The organism is Streptomyces sp. NPDC034103 (assembly GCF_055575395.1).
Window position 1 is genome coordinate 1 of sequence record NZ_JBVISS010000012.1, and the last position, 18645, is coordinate 18645.

An 18645-nucleotide genomic window follows, 5' to 3' on the forward strand; every position below is an offset into this window, starting at 1 on the left:
AACGGCCCCATGCCCATGGTCACGGGTGTGGTGCGGCTGAAACAGTTTCATAGTGTTTCGGTGGTCATAGCGTGAGGGAAACGCCCGGTTACATTCCGAACCCGGAAGCTAAGCCTCACAGCGCCGATGGTACTGCAGGGGGGACCCTGTGGGAGAGTAGGACACCGCCGAACTCCTTTTATAGCTCTGGCTCTTGGGCACATGCCCAGGAGCCAGAGCTTTTTTGCGTTGAGGTAGGGTCAGGGGGCATCGTAGGCACGTTTTCCCTCAGGAGGCCCTCGGGTGGAGGTCCAGGAGACTCGCGTCCAGACGGATCGAGTCCTCACCATCCCCAACATCCTCAGCATGGCGCGACTCGTCGGGGTGCCCGTCTTCCTGTGGTTGATCCTCTGGCCTGAGTTCGGAGGCCCCAAGAGTGACGGCTGGGCGCTCCTGGTGCTGGCTTTCAGCGGGATCAGTGACTACCTGGACGGCAAGCTCGCGAGGCGCTGGAACCAGATCAGCAGCCTCGGCCGGCTTCTGGATCCCGCCGCTGACCGGCTCTACATTCTCTCGACTCTCGTAGGCCTCACCTGGCGCGAGATTCTGCCGATCTGGTTGACGGCTGCACTTCTGGCCCGTGAGCTGGTTCTGCTGGTGATGGTGGGCATCCTCAGGCGTCACGGCTATCCTCCGCCGCAGGTGAACTTCCTGGGCAAGGCCGCCACGTTCAACTTGATGTACGCCTTCCCCTTGCTCCTGCTCAGTGACGGAAGTGGCTGGCTTCAGTCACTCGCTGCGATTTTCGGATGGGCGTTCGCCGGGTGGGGTACAACGCTCTATTGGTGGGCAGGAGTCCTCTACGTGGTTCAAGTCCGCCGCCTGGTCCGTGCGGACGCTATGGCCGATTGACCTCGCCGATTAGCGCCCCACAGCGGCTCGATGGCCCGCGGCGAGAGAGTGCGGGACAATAGGCGGGTGAAGTGGGCTGGACCGTCATTTCTTAGAGGAGGACGCTTCCGACATGAAGGCCGTCGTGATGGCCGGAGGTGAAGGCACACGCCTTCGCCCTATGACCTCAAGCATGCCCAAGCCGCTCCTGCCCGTGGCCAACCGCCCGATCATGGAGCACGTTCTGCGGCTGCTCAAAAGGCATGGGCTCAACGAGACCGTTGTCACCGTGCAGTTCCTGGCCTCTCTGGTCAAGAACTACTTCGGTGATGGCGAGGAGCTCGGGATGGAGCTCTCCTATGCCAATGAGGAGAAGCCACTCGGTACCGCCGGAAGCGTCAAGAACGCCGAAGAGGCGTTGAAGGACGATGCTTTCCTCGTCATTTCCGGCGATGCCCTGACCGACTTCGACCTCACCGAGCTGATCAATTTCCACAAGGAGAAGGGCGCGCTGGTCACCGTCTGTCTGACGCGTGTGCCCAACCCGCTGGAATTCGGTATCACCATCGTCGATGAGGAAGGCAAGGTGGAGCGCTTCCTGGAGAAGCCGACCTGGGGCCAGGTCTTCTCCGACACGGTGAACACCGGCATCTATGTGATGGAGCCCGAGGTCTTCGACTATGTCGAGGCCGATGTGCCGGTGGACTGGTCCGGCGATGTCTTCCCGCAGCTGATGAAGGAAGGCAAGCCGATCTATGGCTACATCGCCGAGGGGTACTGGGAGGACGTCGGTACCCACGAGAGCTATGTGAAGGCGCAGGCCGATGTCCTGGAGGGCAAGGTCGACGTCGACATCGACGGGTTCGAGCTGTCGCCGGGAGTATGGGTGGCAGAGGGTGCCGAGGTGCATCCCGACGCCGTTCTGCGCGGCCCGCTCTACATCGGGGACTACGCCAAGGTCGAGGCCGGGGCCGAAATCCGGGAACACACCGTGGTGGGTTCCAACGTGGTCGTCAAGAGCGGGGCGTTTCTGCACAAGGCCGTCGTGCACGACAACGTGTACGTCGGGCAGCAGAGCAATCTGCGCGGCTGTGTGGTCGGCAAGAACACCGATATCATGCGGGCGGCCAGGATCGAGGACGGCGCTGTCATCGGTGACGAGTGCCTGATCGGCGAAGAATCGATCATTCAGGGCAATGTGCGGGTCTACCCGTTCAAGACGATCGAGGCCGGCGCCTTCGTCAATACCTCGGTGATCTGGGAGTCCCGCGGGCAGGCGCATCTCTTCGGGGCGCGCGGTGTCTCGGGCATCCTGAACGTGGAGATCACTCCCGAGCTCGCGGTGCGCCTCGCCGGCGCCTATGCGACGACCCTGAAGAAGGGCTCCACCGTCACCACGGCGCGTGACCACTCCCGTGGTGCGCGTGCGCTGAAGCGGGCGGTCATCTCCGCGCTGCAGGCCAGCGCCATCGACGTACGGGACCTGGAGAACGTACCGCTGCCCGTTGCCCGCCAGCAGACCGCGCGGGGCAGTGCCGGCGGGATCATGATCCGGACCACTCCGGGGGTGCCGGACTCCGTCGACATCATGTTCTTCGACGGGCGGGGTGCGGACCTGTCGCAGGGCAGTCAGCGGAAGCTGGACCGGGTGTTCGCGCGACAGGAGTACCGGCGAGCCTTCCCTGGCGAGATCGGGGATCTGCACTTCCCGGCCAGCGTCTTCGACTCGTACACCGGATCGCTGTTGCGGAACGTCGACACGACGGGGATTGCCGAGTCCGGGCTGAAGGTCGTCGTCGACGCGTCGAACGGCAGTGCCGGACTGGTGTTGCCCAGCCTGCTGGGCAAGCTCGGGGTGGACTCGCTGACCGTCAACCCGGGTCTGGACGAGTCGCGGCCGACGGAGACGGGGGATGTGCGGCGCTCCGGGCTGGTGCGGCTCGGAGAGATCGTGGCGTCGTCGCGAGCCGCGTTCGGTGTGCGCTTCGACCCCGTCGGCGAGCGGCTGTCGCTGGTCGACGAGAAGGGGCGGATCATCGAGGACGACCGGGCGCTGCTCGTCATGCTCGACCTGGTGGCCGCGGAGCGTCGCAGTGGACGTGTGGCGCTGCCGGTGACCACCACGAGGATCGCCGAGCAGGTGGCGGCGTACCACGGGACGCAGGTGGAGTGGACGACCACGTCGCCCGATGACCTGACACGGGTCGGGCGCGATGAGTCGACCATCTTCGGCGGTGATGGCAAGGGCGGCTTCATCGTGCCGGAGTTCAGCAGCGTGTTCGACGGTACGGCGGCGTTCGTGCGCCTCATCGGGCTGGTGGCGCGGACGCAGCTCACGCTCAGCCAGATCGATGCGCGGATTCCGCGGGCGCATGTGCTCAAGCGGGATCTGGCGACTCCCTGGGCGGTCAAGGGCCTTGTCATGCGCCGGGTCGTGGAAGCGGCCGGGGATCGGTTCGTCGACACGACGGACGGTGTGCGGGTCGTGGAGACGGACGGGCGCTGGGTGATGGTGCTGCCCGACCCGGCCGAGGCGGTCACTCATCTCTGGGCGGAAGGTCCGGACGACGCCTCCGCGCAGGCCCTGCTGGACGAGTGGGCGGCGGTCGTGGACAGCGCCGGCCGCTGACGAACGCTGCACGCGTGCGTGCCGGACAGGTGTCCCCAAGGGCGCCTGTCCGGCACGTCGGTGGGGCCATTCGGAGGTAGCGGGCGCGACGTGCGACGATGTGCGGCATGCCGCAGCAGCCCCCCGTTCGGAGCACCCCCACGCGCCCCTCGCGCCCGGACGCGTCCATGTCGCTGCTCACCAACGTCATGGACCACAGCCTCGACGACGGGTACGCGGAAGCGGCCGAGCGGAAGCGGGCCGCGGGTGACGGCGGGCTGCCGAGGACCCTGCGGGCGAAGCTCGGGCTGGCCGCCGGACTGGTGCTCGCCGCCCTGGTCGTGACCGTCGGGGCGGCGCAGGCACGGGTGGCCGCTCCGGTCGTGGCCAAGGAGCGCGAGGAGCTCATCGACCGCATCGACGGGGAGACGGACGCGGCGGACAAGCTCGAGGACAGCGTCGACGCACTGCGTGACGACGTGAGCGCGCGGCAGCGCGAGGCGCTCAGGGACAGCGGTGGCAGCGGCCAGGCGGACCTCGTCGGCGTCCTGTCGGGGGCCACGGCGGTGCACGGTCCCGGCGTCAAGCTGGTCGTGAACGACGCCAAGGCGTCCACCACCGGCGGGGACGGCGACCCGCGCGAGACCTCCGGGTTCTCCGACACCGGGCGGGTGCGGGACCGGGACATGCAGCGCGTGGTCAACGGACTGTGGGAGTCGGGCGCCGAGGCCATCTCGATCAACGGGCAGCGGCTCACGGCCCTGTCGGCGATCAGAGCCGCGGGTGACGCGATACTGGTCGACAACAGGCCGCTGGTGCCGCCGTACACGGTGCTGGCGGTGGGGGACGGGCAACGGTTGAGCACCACGTTCCAGAACAGTGCCGACGGGTTGTATCTGCACGCCCTCCAGGAGAACTACGGCATCCGGACGAGCATCTCCGCGGAGGGTGACCTCCGGCTGCCCGCAGCACCGAGTGTGATCGTTCGTACAGCACAGCCGAGAACTGAGAAGGGCACATCGTGATCGCCGTACTGGGCCTCGTCGTGGGAGTCGTGGCCGGCCTGTTGGTCCGGCCTGAGGTTCCGGCGGTCGTCGAGCCTTACCTGCCGATCGCCGTCGTCGCGGCGCTGGATGCCGTGTTCGGTGGTCTGCGGGCCATGCTCGACGGCATCTTCGACGACAAGGTCTTCGTGGTGTCGTTCCTGTCGAACGTGGTCGTCGCCGCGCTGATCGTGTTCCTGGGCGACAAGTTGGGCGTGGGAGCCCAGCTCTCGACGGGTGTCGTGGTCGTCCTCGGTATCCGTATCTTCTCCAACGCCGCGGCGATCCGCCGGCACGTGTTCCGGGCGTGACACCGATGAGCAACCAGGACGAGACGTCGGAGAACCCGCTGCGCAAGGAACTGCCCGAGGAGGTGCCCCCGACGGCCCCCGAGGCCGCCGAGCCCGCCGAGCCGGCCGCGGTGCGGGAGCCGGAGCGGGAGCCCGGTCTGACCGGCCGCGAACGGCTCGTGCAGGGGCTGTGGCCGCCGCGGGTGACCCGGGCCCAACTCATCGTCGCGGTGCTGCTGTTCGGCCTCGGCTTCGGTCTGGCCGTGCAGGTGGCGTCGAACAGCGACGGCGACAGTGCCCTGCGCGGCGCACGCCAGGAAGATCTTGTTCGCATTCTCGATGAACTGGATGACCGTACTCAGCGTCTTGAGGACGAGAAGGCGGGCCTGGAGAAGCAGCGGGACGAGCTGGAGAACAGTTCGGACCAGGCGGAGGAGGCCCGCAAGCAGACGCTGGAGAAGGAGAGGCAGCTCGGCATCCTGGCGGGCACGGTGGCCGCGCAGGGGCCCGGCATCACGATGACGATCGACGACACGAAGGGGACGGTCGAGGCCGACATGCTGCTCGACGCGATCCAGGAGCTGCGTGCGGCGGGCGCCGAGGCGATCCAGGTGAACGGGGTGCGGGTGGTCGCGAACACCTATCTCACCGACTCGGACAAGAGCGTGAGCGTCGACGGGAACAAGATCAACGCGCCCTATCGTTTCCAGGTCATCGGCAAGCCGCAGGATCTCGAACCGGCGCTCAACATCCCTGGAGGCGTGGTGCAGACTCTTGAGAAGGAGCAGGCCACCGTGACCGTCGAGCGGTCTGCCAAGATCGTCGTGGACGCCTTGCGAGCGGCGAAGCAGCCTGACTACGCTCGGTCGTCCTCCCGGTGAACCGCGGGTGCATGCGGGACGTCCGGCCAGGGCATGAGGTTGCGGGGGGTCGGCGCACCGATTGGGTGGTGCGTGGTGGAAACTGTCAGGTGGATACGGACGTTGTCAGGATGTCCGGGTCGGCCGGTGTATGCAGTCAGGGTTCGTCCTGCCCCACGGGCGGGTCTGTTTCGGTCAAGGGGAATCGCCCGTGAAGTTGTTTGCGAAGTTGTTCGGCAAGAGCGCGCGAGAGGGCAGCGACAACGCCAACGCGACCGCTCGTCATCGCGCACAGCCCGACGCGGAGGGCCAGCGCCCGTTGTTCCGGGACCAGCTGGGTGGCGACGTTCCCGGAGGTCAGGGCGCGCCGTCTGTTGACCCTGCGCAGTCCGGCGGCATAGGTTTCGGGCAACCGTCGACCTCGAGTACGGGTGGAGAGTTTTCCATGTCGGCCCTGGTGTGTACGAGGTGCGGTAACCGCAACGCGGAGAACAGCCGCTTCTGCTCCAACTGCGGCGCTCCGCTGCGGGGCACGGCCGAGCGGCCGTCCGAGACGACCTCCACGATCTCCATCTCCGGTCTCGAGGCCTACGACGCCGAGGCGACCGGCCAGACGCAGATGCCCATGCTCTCCCCGGAGGCGCAGGCGGCCGTCGACGCGCTGCCGCTGGGCTCCGCCCTCCTGGTGGTGCGCCGCGGACCGAACTCGGGCAGCCGGTTCCTGCTGGACGGTGACCTGACCACCGCCGGGCGTCACCCGCAGAGTGACATCTTCCTGGACGACGTGACGGTCTCGCGTCGGCATGTGGAGTTCCGTCGCCAGCCGGACGGTTCGTTCACGGTGAGCGATGTCGGCAGTCTCAACGGCACCTATGTGAACCGTGAGCGCATCGACTCGGTGCCGCTGCACAACGGCGACGAGGTGCAGATCGGCAAGTACCGGCTGGTCTTCTACGCGAGCCAGCGGGGCTACTGACCCGCCCCCGGGCTCCGTCCGGGGGGAGACCCCCAGGGAAGATCCATGCTTCAAACACCGAGCGGCGGTGCCCGGGACGGTGCCGCCGCCACGGACAGTGGGCTGATGAGTATCGGCACGGTGCTGAACGTGCTGCGTGACGAGTTCCCCGAGGTCACCATCTCCAAGATCCGCTTCCTGGAGTCCGAGGGGCTGATCGAGCCGCGTCGAACGCCCTCGGGGTACCGCAAGTTCAGCGCCCAGGACGTCCAGCGCCTCGGTCACGTCCTGAGGATGCAGCGGGACCACTACCTGCCGCTCAAGGTGATCCGAGAGCACCTGGACGCCATGGAGCGCGGTGAGGCCGTAGCGCTGCCCGTCGTGGGGCGGCAGCGGGACGGAGAGACGCCGTCCGAGCCCGCGGAGGCGCCCACCGCGGCACGGATCGGACGGTCCGAGCTGCTCGCCGCGGCCGAGATCGGTGAGCGGGAGCTGGAGGAGTGGGAGTCGTACGGGCTCATCGCCCCGCTGCCGGACGGCGCGTACGACGCGGAGGCGGTCACCGTGGCGGCGCTCGTCGCGGAGCTCGGGCGCTTCGGGATCGAGCCGCGGCATCTGCGCGCGATGAAGGCCGCGGCCGACCGTCAGGCCGGGCTGGTGGACCAGGTGGTGGCCCCGCTGAGGCGGCACCGCAATCCGCAGACCAGGGCACACGCGGAAGCCCGTACGAAGGAACTGGCGGGGCTCACGGTGAGGCTGCACGCGGCCCTGGTGCGGACCGCCCTCGGTGTGCGTCTGCCCTGAGGTCCCCGGATGCCGGATCCGTCACCCGTTTCCTGCCCGACTACCCAAACATCCCGGGCACGGCCTAGGGTTGCTGTGTGAACGAGCTCGATGTCGTAGGTGTCCGGGTCGAAATGCCCTCCAACCAACCGATCGTGCTCCTGCGTGAAGTGGGAGGCGACCGCTACCTCCCCATCTGGATCGGGCCGGGGGAGGCGACGGCGATCGCTTTCGCCCAGCAGGGCATGGCCCCCGCACGACCGCTGACCCACGACCTGTTCAAGGACGTGCTGGAGGCCGTCGGCCAGGAGCTCACCGAAGTGCGCATCACGGACCTGCGTGAGGGCGTCTTCTACGCGGAGCTGGTCTTCGCCAGCGGCGTCGAGGTGAGCGCCCGCCCCTCCGACGCCATAGCGCTGGCGCTGCGCACCGGGACGCCGATCTACGGCAGTGACGGTGTGCTCGACGACGCGGGCATCGCGATCCCGGACGAGCAGGAGGACGAGGTGGAGAAGTTCCGCGAGTTCCTCGACCAGATCTCCCCCGAGGATTTCGGCACGAGCAGCCAGTGAGGCGTCTGCGGCCCCGCGGATCGAGGTCCGTGGGGCCGGTGGTGTCCGGTGACCGGTGAAATGCCGGCATTTGCCACCGGCGCGTGAGAGCGTCCTGCGGCCCGCCTCGAGCGCATTCGGCTAGCCTTTCCCCGCGGCGGGGTGCGGGAAACCACTCCTTGGGTGATTATCACTCGGCGTGCCGAGTGTGGCGATCGTTGACGCACCCCTGGTGACTGCCTACCGTCGAGAAGGCAGGTCAAGGACGGAGGTCGGCGTGAGAAGCAGCGGCGACGGTACGGCTGGGGGAGCTCCGGGGCGCAGTCTCGGAGCCGGCGGTCCGTACCCGCTTCACAGCAGCGCGGCCGACCGTGTTCCGCAGCGACCGGCAGCCGTGCCGACCAGCGGCGGAGGGGCGACGTCCATGGCGTCCGAGGAGATCGGCTACCGCGGGCCGACGGCCTGCGCGGCCGCCGGCATCACCTACCGGCAACTGGACTACTGGGCGCGCACCGGGCTCGTGGAGCCGAGTGTGCGGCCCGCGTACGGCTCGGGGACGCAGCGCCTGTACAGCTTTCGGGACGTCGTCGTCCTGAAGATCGTCAAGCGGTTCCTGGACACCGGGGTGTCCCTGCAGAACATCCGCACCGCCGTGCAGCACCTGCGGGAGCGCGGGTTCCGGGACCTGGAGCGCATGACGCTGATGAGCGACGGCGCCACGGTCTACGAGTGCACCTCACCGGACGAGGTCCACGCGCTGCTCCAGGGCGGCCAGGGGATCTTCGGTATCGCCGTGGGTGTCGTGTGGCGGGACGTGGAGAGCGCGCTGTCGCAGCTGCACGGGGAGCGGATCGACACCGGCGAGACCCTGGTCGGGCCCAACCCGGCGGACGAGCTGGCGCGTCGGCGCAACCGGGCGGTCTGAGGGCCGCTCCGTCCTCGCGACGGGGCATTGTCAGTGGCGTAGGGCAGCATCGGAGATGTGAGAACCGCGCCCACGATCCTGCATCTCGACATGGATGCCTTCTTCGCCTCGGCGGAGCAGGCGTCCAAGCCGAGTCTGCGCGGGAAGGCCGTCGTGGTGGGCGGGCTGGGGCCGCGCGGGGTGGTGGCCACGGCGTCGTACGAGGCGCGGGTGTTCGGTGTGCACTCCGCGATGCCGATGGCGCAGGCGCGGCGGCTCGTGCCGAACGCCGCGTACCTGGTGCCGCGCTTCGAGTTCTACGGGTCGATCAGCGAGCAGGTGATGGGGCTGCTGCGGGAGCTGTCGCCGCTGGTGGAGCCGCTGAGCCTCGACGAGGCGTTCGTGGACCTGGAGGCCGGGGGGACGGCCTGGGACGAGGAGTCGGCGCGGCTGGCCGGGACGAAGCTGCGCGCCGACATACGGGCCGTCACCGGGCTCACGGGGTCGGTCGGGCTCGCCGCCTCCAAGATGCTCGCGAAGATCGCCTCGGAGCAGGGCAAGCCGGACGGGCTGGTGGTCATCGATCCGGGGACCGAGCGGGCCATGCTCGGGCCCATGTCGGTGCGGATCCTGCCGGGGGTGGGGCCGGCCACCGGGGACCATCTGCGGCGGGCCGGGATCCACACGGTCGAGGAGATCGTGGAGGCGGGCGAGGACGAGCTCGTACGGCTGCTCGGGAAGGCCCATGGGCACGGGCTGTACGCGATGGCGATGGCGTACGACGAGCGGCCCGTGGTGGCGGAGCGGGAGACCAAGTCCGTGTCGGTCGAGGACACCTACGACGTGGACATCCATGACCGGCTGCGGGTGGGCCTTGAGGTGCAGCGGCTGGCGGACCGGTGCGTGCGGCGGTTGCGGGGGGCAGGGTTGTCGGGGCGGACAATCGTGCTGAAGGTGCGGCGGTACGACTTCTCCACGTTGACCCGGTCCGAGACGTTGCGGGGGCCCACCGACGACCCTGCTGTGGTGCGGGAGGCCGCGGCCCGGTTGCTGGACTCCGTGGACACGACCGGGGGTGTGCGCTTGCTGGGGGTCGGGGTGAGCGGGCTCGCCGACTACACGCAGGAGGACCTGTTCGCCCAGGCCGCCGGGGAACGGGAGCTCGCGCAGGAGGAGCCGCAGGAGGAAGGCGCCGAAGCGGAGGTGGCGGTGCCGGTCGAGCGGCGGTGGGTCTCGGGACACGACGTGCGGCACGAGGAGTTCGGGCACGGATGGGTGCAGGGCAGTGGGCTGGGGCGGGTGACGGTGCGGTTCGAGACGCCGGACTCTCCGCCCGGGCGGGTGCGGACGTTCTCCGTGGACGACCCCGCGTTGTCCGTGGCCGAGCCGTTGCCGCTGGTGTCCGTCGTGTGCGGTGCGTCGGGCCCTTTGCCGGATGCGAGGCGAGGCGCGTGATGTCGGGCCGTTCCGTCGGCGGAGGTGTCAGGCTTCCGCGTCCTCCGTGCCCGCCAGCTTGCCGAAGTCGTGGTCCGGGAAGGGGGGCGGTGGGGCCACGTCCAGGCCGTAGTGGTGGTAGAGCTGGAGTTCCTGGTCGGGGGAGAGGTGGCGGCCTACACCGAAATCGGGGGCGTCCTTGATCAGGGCTCGTTCGAAGGGGACCCTCAGCGTGCCCTCGACCAACTCGCTGGGCTCCAGGGGGACGAAGGCGTCCCTGCTGAACAGGCCGGTGCGTATGGCCGCCCACTCGGGTTGGCCGGTGGCGTCGTCGAGGTAGATCTCGTCGATCGTGCCGATCTTGGTGCCGTTGCGGTCGAAGGCCTTGCGGCCGATCAGGTTCCGCGGATCGATGTCGGTCTGCACGGGCCCTCCACGTGGTCGCGGCTCGCTTCATCCGTAAGCACTACGAAAGAGCAGTTTGGTGACTGTGGCCACTCGAGGGGATCTCGAGGGAGCCGCGTTGACCTCGCTGCTAGGCTGACAAGCGGCTGCCGACCCTGTGCGGGAGAGTCCTCCGGACACCGTTCGGGGGCGCCGAAGGAGCAAATCCTCCCCGGAATCTCTCAGGCACACGTACCGCACGGACGAGGCCACTCTGGAAAGCAGGGCGGGTGCATGGCTTCCGCTCTCACCGACGGTGAAAGCCGGGAGCCTTCGGGGTCCCGGTGAAGCTCTCAGGTTGAGATGACAGAGGGGGAGGCCGTCCGGGTACCCGCACCGTGGTGCCCGTCGAAGGTCGTGTCAGACCAGGAGGCCTCCGTAATGACCGCCCATCGCACTCCGCTCACCGAACTCGAACAGGGGATCCCGTTCGAGCAGCGCCACATCGGGCCCGACCAGGAGGCGCGGGCCAAGATGCTCGCGCAGGTCGGTTACGGCTCGCTGGACGAGCTCACCGCCGCCGCGGTGCCGGATGTGATCAAGAACGCCGACGCGCTCGACCTGCCGGGCGCGCGTACCGAGGCCGAGGTGCTCGCCGAGCTCCGTTCGCTCGCCGACCGCAACCAGGTGCTCGGTTCCATGATCGGGCTCGGGTACTACGGGACCTTCACGCCGCCCGTGATCCTGCGGAACGTGATGGAGAACCCAGCCTGGTACACGGCCTACACGCCGTACCAGCCCGAGATCTCGCAGGGGCGGCTCGAGGCCCTGCTCAACTTCCAGACCATGGTCGCGGAACTGACCGGACTGCCCACCTCCGGTGCCTCGCTGCTCGACGAGAGCACGGCGGCCGCCGAGGCGATGTCGCTGTCCCGGCGCATGGGCAAGAACAAGAAGGGGCTCTTCCTGGTCGACGCGGACGCCCTTCCGCAGACCATCGCCGTGATCGAGACCCGTGCCGAGCCGACCGGTGTGGAGGTCGTGGTCGCCGACCTCAGCGACGGCATTCCGGCCGAGATCGCCCAGCGTGAGATCAACGGCGTGCTCGTCCAGTACCCCGGCGCATCCGGTGCCGTACGGGACCTGGGGCCCCTGATCGAGCAGGCCCACGAGCTGGGCGCCCTGGTCACCGTCGCCGCGGACCTGCTCGCGCTGACGCTGCTGAAGTCGCCCGGGGAACTCGGCGCCGACATCGCGGTCGGGACCACCCAGCGCTTCGGTGTGCCGATGGGCTTCGGCGGACCGCACGCCGGCTACATGGCGGTGCGCGAGAAGTTCGCGCGCAGCCTGCCCGGACGTCTCGTCGGCGTCTCCGTGGACGCGGACGGGCACAAGGCGTACCGGCTGGCCCTGCAGACCCGTGAGCAGCACATCCGCCGCGAGAAGGCCACCAGCAACATCTGCACCGCGCAGGTGCTGCTCGCCGTCATGGCCGGCATGTACGCCGTCTACCACGGCCCCGACGGTCTGAAGGACATCGCGCGGCGCACCCACCGCTACGCGAACATCCTCGCCGCGGGGCTCGTCGCCGGCGGTGTCGAGGTCGTGCACGGCGCCTACTTCGACACGGTCACCGCGCGGGTGCCGGGCCGGGCCGCCGAGGTCGTCGCCGCGGCGCGCGAGAACGGCGTCAACCTGCACCTCGTGGACGCCGACCGGGTCTCCCTCTCCTGCGACGAGACCACCACGCGCGATCAGCTGAGCGTCGTATGGACGGCGTTCGGGGTCGAGGCCGACATCGAGGCGCTCGACGCCGGTGCCGAGGACACCCTGCCCGAGGCGCTGCTGCGCGGCGACGACTTCCTGACCCACCCGGTCTTCCGTCGGCACCGGTCCGAGACGGCGATGCTGCGGTACCTGCGCAGGCTGGCCGACCGGGACTACGCGCTCGACCGCGGCATGATCCCGCTGGGCTCCTGCACGATGAAGCTCAACGCGACCACCGAGATGGAGCCGGTCACCTGGCCCGAGTTCGGTCAGCTGCACCCCTTCGCGCCCGCCGAGCAGGCGCAGGGCTACCTCACGCTCATCCGGGAGCTGGAGGAACGTCTCGCCGAGGTCACCGGGTACGACAAGGTCAGCCTCCAGCCCAACGCCGGGTCGCAGGGGGAGCTGGCCGGGCTGCTCGCCGTCCGCGGATACCACCGGGCCAACGGGGACGAGCAGCGGACCGTGTGTCTGATCCCGTCCTCCGCGCACGGCACCAACGCCGCGAGCGCGGTCATGGCCGGGATGAAGGTCGTCGTCGTGCGGACCGCCGGGGACGGCGAGATCGACGTCGAGGACCTGCGGGCGAAGATCGAGCAGTACCGCGACGAGCTGTCGGTGCTGATGATCACGTACCCGTCGACGCACGGGGTGTTCGAGGAGCACGTCGCCGACATCTGTGCGCAGGTGCATGAGGCCGGCGGGCAGGTGTACGTCGACGGCGCCAACCTCAACGCGCTGGTGGGGCTCGCCAAGCCGGGTCACTTCGGCGGTGATGTCTCCCACCTGAACCTGCACAAGACCTTCTGCATCCCGCACGGCGGCGGCGGTCCCGGTGTCGGGCCGGTCGGGGTGCGCGCCCACCTGGCGCCGTATCTGCCGAACCACCCGCTCCAGCCCGCCGCCGGGCCGGAGACGGGTGTGGGGCCGATCTCGGCCGCGCCCTGGGGTTCGGCGGGGATCCTGCCGATCTCCTGGAGCTACGTCCGGCTCATGGGCGGTGAGGGTCTCAAGCGCGCCACGCAGGTGGCGGTGCTCAGCGCCAACTACATCGCCAAGCGGCTCGAGCCGCACTACCCGGTGCTCTACACCGGGCCCGGCGGGCTGGTCGCGCACGAGTGCATCATCGATCTGCGACCGCTGACCAAGGCGACCGGGGTCAGCGTCGACGATGTCGCCAAGCGGCTCATCGACTACGGGTTCCACGCGCCGACGATGTCGTTCCCGGTGGCGGGGACGCTGATGATCGAGCCGACCGAGTCCGAGGACCTCATCGAGCTGGATCGATTCTGCGAGGCGATGATCGCCATCCGCGGGGAGATCGAGAAGGTCGGGTCCGGCCACTGGCCCGCCGAGGACAACCCGCTGCGGAACGCGCCGCACACCGCGCGGGCGCTCGGCGGTGAGTGGGAGCACGCGTACACGCGCGAGGAGGCCGTGTTCCCGGCCGGGGTGTCGCCGGCGGACAAGTACTGGCCGCCGGTGCGCCGGATCGACCAGGCCTTCGGTGACAGGAACCTGGTGTGCTCCTGCCCTCCGATGGACGCTTACGACGACTGAGCCGGTAGTCGAGAAGGGCCCCGCTTTTCGGCGGGGCCCTTCTCGCGATCCTCGGTGGGTCAGGTGCGGTCGATATGTACGTTCGTCGACTTCACGCGGGCCGTGGCCTCCATGCCGACCTCCAGGCCGAGTTCCTCGACCGCCTCGCGGGTCAGCAGGGAGACCAGCCGGTGCGGGCCGGCCTGGATCTCGACCTGTGCGGCGACGTCGCCGAGTTTGATCGCGGTGACGATGCCGGGGAAGGCGTTGCGGACCGAGGTGTACGACGGCTCCTCGTCGCCGGTGTCGCCCCGGGCCAGCTCGACCGAGAAGGCGGCCAGGTCCCGGCCGTCGATGAGCCGGCGCCCGCCCTCGTCGCGGTGGGTCGCCACCCGGCCCGCGTCCGCCCAGCGGCGAGCGGTGTCGGGGCTCACGCCGAGGAGCCGGGCCGCCTGGCCGATCGTGTACGACTGCATGTGGATCACGATAGGGCCGGGGGCGGGCAACCGCGGACGGGGGCGGGCGAAGAATCATGTGACGGGACCGCTCGCCCGCTCGGGCGTCAGCCCGTGTGGACCCGGGGGCGGTGGGCCCGGTTCGGTTCCGCCTCGCGCAGGACCTCTCTGGTCACCGGGGCGACCTCGCCCTGGCCGAAGAGGAGGAAGCGGAGGAAGTTGGCGAACGGATTGCCCTCGGTCCACTCGAAGTAGATGTGCGGGGTGCGGCCCGTGGTGTCGCGGACGTGGAGGAGCAGGGCCGCCAGGGCGTTGGGGATGGAGGAGGACTCCAGGGTCAGGACGCGGTAGCGGCCGTGCAGGACGTCGCCCCGGACCGTCAGACCGGACTCGAACTCGGAGGGGTCGAGGACCGTGACCTCGACGAAGACGAAGTCCTCCTGGCCGGGGATGTCGTTGTCCTCCCGGATCTGCTCGATCTTGTCGCGGTACTCGGCCTCGTCGCGCTGGTCGGGCTCGTTGGCGATGAAGCGGATCTTGCGGTGGGCCATATTCCGGACGAAACGTTCCGCCACGGGGTCGAGCGCCACGCTGGTCACGCGGAGCTCGAAGGCGCGGGCCAGTCGGGAGAGCAGTGAGACCAGGATGATGCCGGCGATGAAGCAGGCGCCGATCTTCACACCGTCCGGGCGTTCGATGACGTTGACGACCGTGGTGTAGAGGAAGACCGCCGAGATGACCGCGAAGCCGATGGTCCAGCCGCGCTGGCCGGCCTTGCGGGCGGCGATGGTCACCGCGATCGCGGCGGAGCTGATCAGGACCAGGACGCCGGTGGCGTAGGCGCCGCCCTGGGCGTCGACGTCGGCGTCGAAGATCCAGGTGACCAGGAAGGCGATCAGCGTGAAGACGATGACCATGGGGCGTACGGCTCTGGCCCAGTGCGGTGCCATGCCGTAGCGGGGCAGGTAGCGGGGCATCAGGTTCAGCAGGCCGGCCATCGCGGAGGCGCCCGCGAACCACAGGATGGCGATGGTCGAGACGTCGTAGAGCGTCCCGAAGGCGCCGCCGAGGTACTCGTGCGCGAGGAAGGCCAGCGCGCGGCCGTTGGCCTGGCCGCCCGGCTCGAACTCCGACTCCGGGATGAGCAGGGTGGTGATGAAACTGGTGGCGATCAGGAAGCAGCTCATGATCACGGCGGCGGTGGTGAGCAGCTTCTTCGTGTCACGGATCCGGCCGGCCGGGTTCTGGTCGGTGTCGCCGGGGTCGCCCTTGACGTGGGGCATGACCGCCACGCCGGTCTCGAAGCCGGAGAGGCCGAGCGCGAGCTTGGGGAAGACGATCAGGGCCACGCCGATCATCACGAAGACGTTGCCGTGCTCGTTGGTCAGCGCGGACGACCAGTCGGTGATCACATGGCCCGCGGTGAGGACATGCCACAGACCGACGCTCACCACCACCACGTTCAGGGCGAGGTAGAGGCCCACCAGGACGACGGCGACGCCGATCGCCTCCAGGAAGCCCTTGAGGAACACCGCGCCGAGCAGGGCCACCAGGATCAGGGTGATCAGCATCTGCTGGTCGTGCAGGGCGCTGTTGAGGTGCGGGTTCTCGACCAGGTGGGTGGAGGCGTCCGCGGCCGACAGCGTGATGGTGATGAGGAAGTCGGTGGCGGCGAAACCGAGCAGGGTCAGGACGAAGAGCTTGCCCTTCCAGAAGGTGAGCAGGCGCTCCAGCATCGCGATGGAGCCCTGGCCGTGGGGACTCTCCTCGGCCACCCGGCGGTACACGGGGAGCGCGCCGGCCAGGGTCACGACCACCAGGACGATCGTCGCGATCGGGGAGAGCAGGCCAGCCGCCAGGGCCGCGATGCCGGGCTGGTAGCCGAGGGTGGAGAAGTAGTCGACGCCGGTGAGGCACATGACCCGCCACCAGGGCCGGCCCTGGTGCTCCGGCTCGGACGCGGACGACCGGGCGGGTGCCATGGGTTCCACGGGATCCAGGTGTTCCACGCGTTTCATGGGGCCCATGCGGTCCATGGCTTCTGCGGGTTGGCCGGGTTGGCCGGGTTGGCCGGGTTGGCCGGGTTGGCCGGGCTGGGTGGGGGCCATGTCCGAGAGGCCTTCCAGCATCCAGGTGCGCAGGCGACTCGGTGGCGCGGGTTCGGTGGTGGCCATCGGGGGCTCCTGGTGTGCGGCTCAGCGTGCGGTTGCGGCCGTCACGCGGACGGCCGCATCAGCGTAAGCGGAGAGTGATGCTCGGGCCCTCGGATGTGGGTAGGGAGCGCGTCAAGCTTCCGTTAAGACTCCCTCGGCGTGGCCTGGGGAGCTGAATAGGGGGGATTAACCCCGACTTGGGGCGGATTGTGGGTGCGGGAGAGCGAGTCGGGTGCCATGGGCGGCGAACACCCAGAGTCATGCTCCGTCCCGCCCCCGGACGGTCCCGAGTGGCAATCGTAACGTTCGCCAGATCATCCGAATGTTTCGCCACGGATGGCGCTCGGAGGGAAGGCCGCGCGCAGCGGTGGGCGGCGGTCGCCGTGGTCTGTCGCGGTGGTGCTCGCGGCGGATCGCGGGCCGTGCCGCTTGGCATTTGCCGGGGGCGGTGCGGCGGAGGAGTCATGGCCCTCGCTCGGCGCCCGCTTCGACTCCCGCCCCCGCGGGGCGACTTCGGCACCGCTCGATCCGGCGCCGTGGGGCCGGCGTCGGAGGCCCCCGGTCCGGGTCGATCGGTGCGGAAGGACTCGCGGGCGGGGAAGTCGGGCGCAGATTCACCGCGTACAAGGGGTTGCCACCGTTTGGCAGCTGTCTCTAGGGTGCGGCAACAACGAACCTTTCTGGATCAACTCCGAAACTTTCGGTCCCGTGGGCGGTCACAGACGTGCCGTCCCGTACCCAAGGAGCACACCATGGGCGACCCGGCACTGTCCCGCCGCGGCTTCCTGGCGGCGTCCGCCGCGGCCGGTCTGGGCATGACCGCACTGAGCGGCTGCGGTGACTCGGACGACGGGGGCTCGTCCGACGGGACGACCACCGTCGAATGGTGGAACATCTCCACCACCGAGCCCACGAAGACGGTCTGGGCAGGTCTGGCCAAGAAGTTCGAGGCCCAGAACCCCAAGGTGAAGATAAAGATCGTCCAGTTGGAGAACGACGCCTACAAATCGAAGATGACGGCGCTGATCGCCTCCGGGAAACTCCCCGACATCTTCCACACCTGGGGCGGCGGCGTACTCAAGCAGCAGGTCGAGGCGGGCCTCGTCGAGGACCTCACCGACCGGACCAAGCCGTGGTCGGACGGCCTGCTGCAGGTCGCCAAGGAGCCGTACCTCATCGAGGACCGGGCCTACGCCGTCCCGTTCGACATCGGCATGATCGGCTTCTGGTACAACAAGGCACTCTTCAAGCAGGCCGGCATCAGCGAACCCCCCACCACCTGGGGCGCGTTCATGGATGCCGTGAGCAAGTTGAAGTCGAAGAAGATCACGCCGATCGCCCTCGCGGGCAAGGAGAAGTGGCCCGGCATGTACTACTGGGCCTACCTCGCGATGCGCACCGCCGGTGCCGAGGCCCTCCAGAAGGCCTACGAGGCCCAGGACTTCACCGGCGACGACTTCGTCCAGGCCGGCCAGCACCTCCAGGAACTCGTCGACCTCCAGCCGTTCCAGAAGGGCTTCCTCGGCGCCGCCTACTCCTCGCCGACCGGCCAGGCCGCCGCCGTCGGCAACGGCAAGGCCGCCATGGAACTCATGGGCCAGTGGGCGCCGGTGGTCCAGGCCGACGCGGGCAAGGGCCTCGGCAACGACCTCGGGTTCTTCCCGTTCCCCGCCGTCGAGGGCGGCAAGGGCACCATCACCGAGGTGTTCGGCGGAGGCGGCGGACACGCCCTGCGCAAGGGGGCGCCACAGGCGGCCGTGGACTTCCTGAAGTTCTTCGCCTCCGAGGCCACCGACCTCGAACTCGTCAAGAAGACCGGCGTCCTCCCGGTCGTCCCCAGCGCCGAGAGCGCCATCGCCGACCCCAACATCAAGTCCGTGCAGGCCCAGTTGAAGGGTGCCACCGGTTTCCAGCTCTACCTCGACCAGGCCTACGCGCCCGCCGTCGGCCAGGAGGTCAACGACAGCGTGGCGGCGCTGATCGCCGGGTCCAAGTCGTCCCAGCAGGTCGCCGAGTCGATCACCAAGATCGCGAAGGAAGAGCAGTAAC

At 69.0% G+C, this 18645-nt stretch carries 14 protein-coding genes, 1 rRNA gene, 1 pseudogene and 1 riboswitch; of the genes and pseudogenes, 13 read left to right on the top strand and 3 right to left on the bottom strand.

Features of this window, described 5'->3' with window-relative positions; translation table 11 throughout:
• Nucleotides 1–56: 56 nt before the first annotated feature.
• The 11 genes and pseudogenes from rrf (at nt 57) to ACZ56U_RS26310 (ending at nt 10431) form a co-directional block, all read left to right on the top strand.
• Nucleotides 57–173 (top strand): 5S ribosomal RNA (gene rrf, locus ACZ56U_RS26260).
• A gap of 109 nt (nt 174–282) precedes the next feature.
• Nucleotides 283–891, top strand: a complete 609-nt coding sequence (locus ACZ56U_RS26265) for a CDP-alcohol phosphatidyltransferase family protein (RefSeq protein ID WP_469086434.1) — start codon at nt 283–285, stop codon at nt 889–891.
• A gap of 112 nt (nt 892–1003) precedes the next feature.
• Nucleotides 1004–3499: a sugar phosphate nucleotidyltransferase gene (locus tag ACZ56U_RS26270; RefSeq protein WP_469086435.1), complete on the top strand. Its 2496-nt coding sequence runs from the start codon at nt 1004–1006 to the stop codon at nt 3497–3499.
• Between the two features lie 98 nt (nt 3500–3597).
• Complete coding sequence (locus tag ACZ56U_RS26275) at nt 3598–4503, top strand: DUF881 domain-containing protein (protein ID WP_469086436.1); 906 nt, start codon at nt 3598–3600, stop codon at nt 4501–4503.
• Complete coding sequence (locus ACZ56U_RS26280; RefSeq protein WP_003988855.1) at nt 4500–4832, top strand: small basic family protein; 333 nt, start codon at nt 4500–4502, stop codon at nt 4830–4832. The genes ACZ56U_RS26275 and ACZ56U_RS26280 overlap by 4 nt, the downstream gene beginning before the upstream one ends.
• A 5-nt stretch (nt 4833–4837) precedes the next feature.
• Nucleotides 4838–5692: a DUF881 domain-containing protein gene (locus tag ACZ56U_RS26285; protein WP_469086437.1), complete on the top strand. Its 855-nt coding sequence runs from the start codon at nt 4838–4840 to the stop codon at nt 5690–5692.
• A 61-nt stretch (nt 5693–5753) separates the two neighbouring features.
• A complete protein-coding gene (locus ACZ56U_RS26290; protein ID WP_391237168.1) occupies nt 5754–6647 on the top strand; it encodes an FHA domain-containing protein in 894 nt (297 codons plus the stop codon).
• A gap of 45 nt (nt 6648–6692) precedes the next feature.
• On the top strand, nt 6693–7430 hold the full coding sequence (gene ftsR, locus ACZ56U_RS26295) for a transcriptional regulator FtsR (RefSeq protein ID WP_469086438.1): 738 nt from the start codon (nt 6693–6695) through the stop codon (nt 7428–7430).
• Between the two features lie 77 nt (nt 7431–7507).
• Entirely contained in the window at nt 7508–7981 is a 474-nt protein-coding gene (locus ACZ56U_RS26300; RefSeq protein ID WP_004002801.1) for a bifunctional nuclease family protein, read from the top strand.
• A 256-nt stretch (nt 7982–8237) separates the two neighbouring features.
• Nucleotides 8238–8885 carry a MerR family transcriptional regulator gene (locus tag ACZ56U_RS26305; RefSeq protein WP_391237161.1) on the top strand — a complete coding sequence of 216 codons (648 nt, stop codon included), beginning with the start codon at nt 8238–8240 and terminating at the stop codon, nt 8883–8885.
• A 57-nt stretch (nt 8886–8942) separates the two neighbouring features.
• A pseudogene (locus ACZ56U_RS26310) lies at nt 8943–10431 on the top strand (DNA polymerase IV).
• Here the strand turns inward: ACZ56U_RS26310 and ACZ56U_RS26315 are convergent.
• The gene (locus ACZ56U_RS26315) at nt 10347–10724 is read right to left on the bottom strand and encodes a PRC-barrel domain-containing protein (RefSeq protein ID WP_469086439.1); all 378 of its coding nucleotides are present in this window, start codon (nt 10722–10724) and stop codon (nt 10347–10349) included. The pseudogene ACZ56U_RS26310 and the gene ACZ56U_RS26315 overlap by 85 nt on opposite strands.
• A 129-nt stretch (nt 10725–10853) precedes the next feature.
• A riboswitch (glycine riboswitch) is annotated at nt 10854–10950 on the top strand.
• A gap of 173 nt (nt 10951–11123) precedes the next feature.
• Here ACZ56U_RS26315 and gcvP point away from each other — a divergent pair.
• Nucleotides 11124–14009: an aminomethyl-transferring glycine dehydrogenase gene (gene gcvP, locus ACZ56U_RS26320; RefSeq protein WP_469086440.1), complete on the top strand. Its 2886-nt coding sequence runs from the start codon at nt 11124–11126 to the stop codon at nt 14007–14009.
• A 59-nt stretch (nt 14010–14068) separates the two neighbouring features.
• Here gcvP and ACZ56U_RS26325 read toward each other — a convergent pair whose 3' ends face one another.
• Together ACZ56U_RS26325 and ACZ56U_RS26330 are read right to left on the bottom strand one after the other, a co-directional pair.
• On the bottom strand, nt 14069–14464 hold the full coding sequence (locus tag ACZ56U_RS26325) for a TOBE domain-containing protein (protein ID WP_469086441.1): 396 nt from the start codon (nt 14462–14464) through the stop codon (nt 14069–14071).
• Between the two features lie 86 nt (nt 14465–14550).
• On the bottom strand, nt 14551–16617 hold the full coding sequence (locus ACZ56U_RS26330; protein ID WP_469086442.1) for an APC family permease: 2067 nt from the start codon (nt 16615–16617) through the stop codon (nt 14551–14553).
• Nucleotides 16618–17348: 731 nt separating this feature from the next.
• Here ACZ56U_RS26330 and ACZ56U_RS26335 point away from each other — a divergent pair.
• Nucleotides 17349–18644: an extracellular solute-binding protein gene (locus tag ACZ56U_RS26335; protein WP_469086443.1), complete on the top strand. Its 1296-nt coding sequence runs from the start codon at nt 17349–17351 to the stop codon at nt 18642–18644.
• Nucleotide 18645 lies beyond the last annotated feature (1 nt).